The organism is Anaerolineales bacterium, from assembly GCA_022866145.1.
Classification (GTDB): domain Bacteria; phylum Chloroflexota; class Anaerolineae; order Anaerolineales; family E44-bin32; genus PFL42.
The window spans coordinates 1-2,918 of sequence record JALHUE010000157.1 but is presented as its reverse complement, the minus strand read 5'-3'; the positions used below and the strand labels follow the sequence as shown (position 1 = coordinate 2,918).

Here is a 2,918-nt window from a genome sequence, read left to right as displayed (position 1 = left end):
TGCCGATCAAGGCCTGGCTGTGGGTGATGTTCGGGAAGTAGCCGACGCGGATTTCGGAGAGGCTGGCGGGGGCACGTCCGCCGCCGCAGGCAGCCAGCCCAGCCGCGGCAATCAGGGCCGCCGCCAGGGTCTCGAGGAACGGCGGGCAGCGGGGGCGCCCAGCCGGTGAATTGCGTGGGGACATGAGTGCACCTCCTGGGAGAACGAGTCGGGCTGGCGGAACCCTAGCGCTTGCCGCGGCGCGCTTTGCCGTTGGTGACATCCGCCAGCGAGGTGTGGTCGACGACGTCGACGATCGCTTGGCGGACTTCGGACATGGCCAGGCGCAGCAGGCAAGATTTCTCGTCCGGACAAGAACACGGCTCGTAGTCGATCTGGCTCAGGCAGCTGACGGGGGCCAGGCGCCCGTCGAGCACCCGAATGACTTCGCCCAGAGTGATTCTGTCAGCCTGGCGCCCGAGGGTGTAGCCGCCGCCGGGGCCGGTTTGGCCGTGGACGATGCCGGCATTGCGTAGGCTGAGGAAGATCTGCTCGAGGAACTTGCCGGGCAGGTGGTTGCGCTCCGCCAGGTCGCGCAAGGGCACGGGCTGGGCGGCCGTCTGGGCGGCCAGGTCGAAGAGCGCCCGCAAGCCGTATTCGGACCGCTTGGACAGGTTCATAGCTAGTTTCCCTATAGGAGAAGTAGGAATAGCATCCACTAGAGTAGCCCAGAGCGGCGGACGTGTCAAGCCCCTCCGGGGTGAGCCGGACGCAGGCGGGAGCGGTTGGCGGAGTGCCTCGAACCGCAGAAGAGCGGTCTGTCTTTGACCCGTCTCCTCGCTTGTGATAGACTGCGCCCACTTAGACCAAATCGCCGGATGCCTGCGGTGGCAGGGCCGGCTCCCCCGGCCGAGGATCCATTGCCGTCAGACTTTCTGCCCATCGCCGTCTTGCTCATCCTGGCTATCGGCATCGCCTTTCTGGTGGTGGCGATCGGACATCTTTTCGGCCCCAGGCGGCCTTCCGCCCGCAAGGGCCAGACGTACGAGTCCGGCATGCGGCCGTACGGCCCCGGGCAGCGCCGGGTGCCGGTGCGCTTCTACCTGATCGCGGTCCTGTTCATCCTGTTCGACATCGAGACCGTCTTTCTGCTCCCGTGGGCGGTCGTGATGCGCCAGACGCGCTTGAGCGGCCTGGTGCAAATGGGTCTTTTCGTCGTCATCCTGAGTATTGGTTTCGTGTATGCGTGGAAGAAGGGAGCGCTCGAATGGGAGTAGAGCAGAAGCTCGGCAACTTGGGCGTGGTCACCACCACGCTCGAGCAGGCCATCAACTGGAGCCGCACGAATGCGATGTGGCCGATGCTGTTCGGTCTGGCGTGCTGTGCCATCGAGATGATGAGTGCCCAATCGGCCGACTATGACCTCAGCCGCTTCGGCATGGAGCTGATGCGTCCCAGCCCTCGCCAGGCGGATCTGATGATCGTCGCCGGGCGAGTCTCCCGCAAGATGGCGCCCGTGCTGCGCCGGCTGTACGATCAGATGCCCGATCCGAAGTGGGTGATCGCCATGGGCGACTGCTGCTCCTGCGGCGGGGTGTTCAACAACTACGCGATTGTGCAGGGGGTGGACGAGATCGTGCCGGTGGACGTCTATGTTGCCGGCTGCCCGCCGCGGCCGGAGGGTTTGATCCACGGCATCATCACCTTGCACGAGAAGGTCAAGGGCGAGAAGCTGAACCAGTACGCCTGAATCAACCGGCAGGCAGCTCCCGGAACGGCGGATTGTCGGGGCTGCCGGGGGACAAGGCACGCATGGACATCGAGTCGGTCGTCACACAGCTGCAGGCGGAGCTCGGCCAAGCCGTTCAGGGCGTCGAGCGCTTCCGGGGGGAAACCAGCATCCTGGTCTCCCCGGCCAAGGTTCTCACCGCCTGCCAATGGCTGCGTGAACAGCACGGGTTCGATTTGCTGATCGCCCTGACGGCCGTGGACTACTGGCCCAGCGAACCGCGCTTCGCATTGATCTACAAGCTGTACAGCACGGCTTCCAACGCCTTCATCGGCCTGAGGCTGCCCGTGCCTGGCAACGCGGCAGAAGTCCCGACGCTGGAAAACCTGTTCCCGAACGCGAATTGGCACGAGCGGGAGATCTACGACATGTTTGGCGTTGGCTTTGCCGGTCACTCCGACCTCCGCAGAATCCTGATGCCGCATGATTGGGAAGGGCATCCGCTGCGCAAAGACCACCCGCTCGGCTACGAAGAGGTTCAGTACACCTTCAACTTCGACGAAATCGACCGGCGCAAGCCGTACGCAACGCGGTAAACAGCGGTAGCTACCGAAACAGTCTGATGCCAGCGCCGACACTCGAAGTCTCCTTCGATGAACTCAAACACCTGGTTTCGAGCCGGGCCATCGAGGGCGATACCCTGCTGCTCAATATGGGACCGCAGCATCCCAGCACCCACGGCGTGCTGCGCCTGCTCCTGGAGCTCGACGGCGAGATCGTCGTCAACTGCATCCCGGACATCGGGTTCCTGCACACCGGCATTGAGAAGAACATGGAGGCCAAGAATTTCCTCCAGGCTTTGGTGATGACCGATCGCATGGACTACCTGAACAACATCGGCAACAACCTGGTGTACTGCCTGGCGATCGAGAAGCTGGTCGGCCTGGACGTCCCACCGCGCGCGCAGGCCGTTCGCGTCATTCTGACCGAACTCCAGCGGATCGCCTCTCATCTGGTCTGGCTGGCCACGTCCAGCCTTGACCTGGCAGCCATGTCCACCTTCCTGTACTGCTTCCGGGAACGAGAGATCATCCTCGACATCTTCGAGATGTGCTCGGGACAGCGGATGATGACCTCGTACATCCGACCGGGAGGCATCTGGCGCGACCTGCCGAGCGGCTTCGAAGAGGCGGTGCGGCAGTTCCTCAAG

General features: G+C 63.7%; 6 protein-coding genes. 4 read left to right on the top strand and 2 right to left on the bottom strand.

Annotated elements, in window-relative coordinates:
* Window positions 1-184 (bottom strand): hypothetical protein (locus tag MUO23_04945; GenBank protein ID MCJ7512299.1); only part of this gene is annotated, 184 nt, incomplete at its 3' end.
* Between the two features lie 40 nt (window positions 185-224).
* The gene (locus MUO23_04940; GenBank protein ID MCJ7512298.1) at window positions 225-659 is read right to left on the bottom strand and encodes an Rrf2 family transcriptional regulator; all 435 of its coding nucleotides are present in this window, start codon (window positions 657-659) and stop codon (window positions 225-227) included.
* Window positions 660-899: 240 nt separating this feature from the next.
* Here MUO23_04940 and MUO23_04935 point away from each other — a divergent pair, with 240 nt between their 5' ends.
* The 4 genes from MUO23_04935 to MUO23_04920 all read left to right on the top strand — a co-directional run.
* Window positions 900-1,256, top strand: coding sequence for an NADH-quinone oxidoreductase subunit A (locus tag MUO23_04935; protein MCJ7512297.1), 357 nt, complete (start codon window positions 900-902; stop codon window positions 1,254-1,256).
* Window positions 1,247-1,729: an NADH-quinone oxidoreductase subunit B gene (locus tag MUO23_04930; protein ID MCJ7512296.1), complete on the top strand. Its 483-nt coding sequence runs from the start codon at window positions 1,247-1,249 to the stop codon at window positions 1,727-1,729. Before MUO23_04935 ends, MUO23_04930 begins: the two co-directional genes overlap by 10 nt.
* Window positions 1,730-1,791: 62 nt before the next feature.
* Window positions 1,792-2,304, top strand: a complete 513-nt coding sequence (locus tag MUO23_04925; GenBank protein ID MCJ7512295.1) for an NADH-quinone oxidoreductase subunit C — start codon at window positions 1,792-1,794, stop codon at window positions 2,302-2,304.
* A gap of 26 nt (window positions 2,305-2,330) precedes the next feature.
* The coding region (locus MUO23_04920; GenBank protein MCJ7512294.1) for an NADH-quinone oxidoreductase subunit D at window positions 2,331-2,918 on the top strand (588 nt) is incomplete at its 3' end.

Bases quoted from the DNA above. Each gene is read 5' to 3' on its own strand.
- MUO23_04940 (MCJ7512298.1), bottom strand. From the start codon at position 659: ATGAACCTGTCCAAGCGGTCCGAATACGGCTTGCGGGCGCTCTTCGAC.
- MUO23_04930 (MCJ7512296.1), top strand. From the start codon at position 1,247: ATGGGAGTAGAGCAGAAGCTCGGCAACTTGGGCGTGGTCACCACCACG.
- MUO23_04925 (MCJ7512295.1), top strand. From the start codon at position 1,792: ATGGACATCGAGTCGGTCGTCACACAGCTGCAGGCGGAGCTCGGCCAA.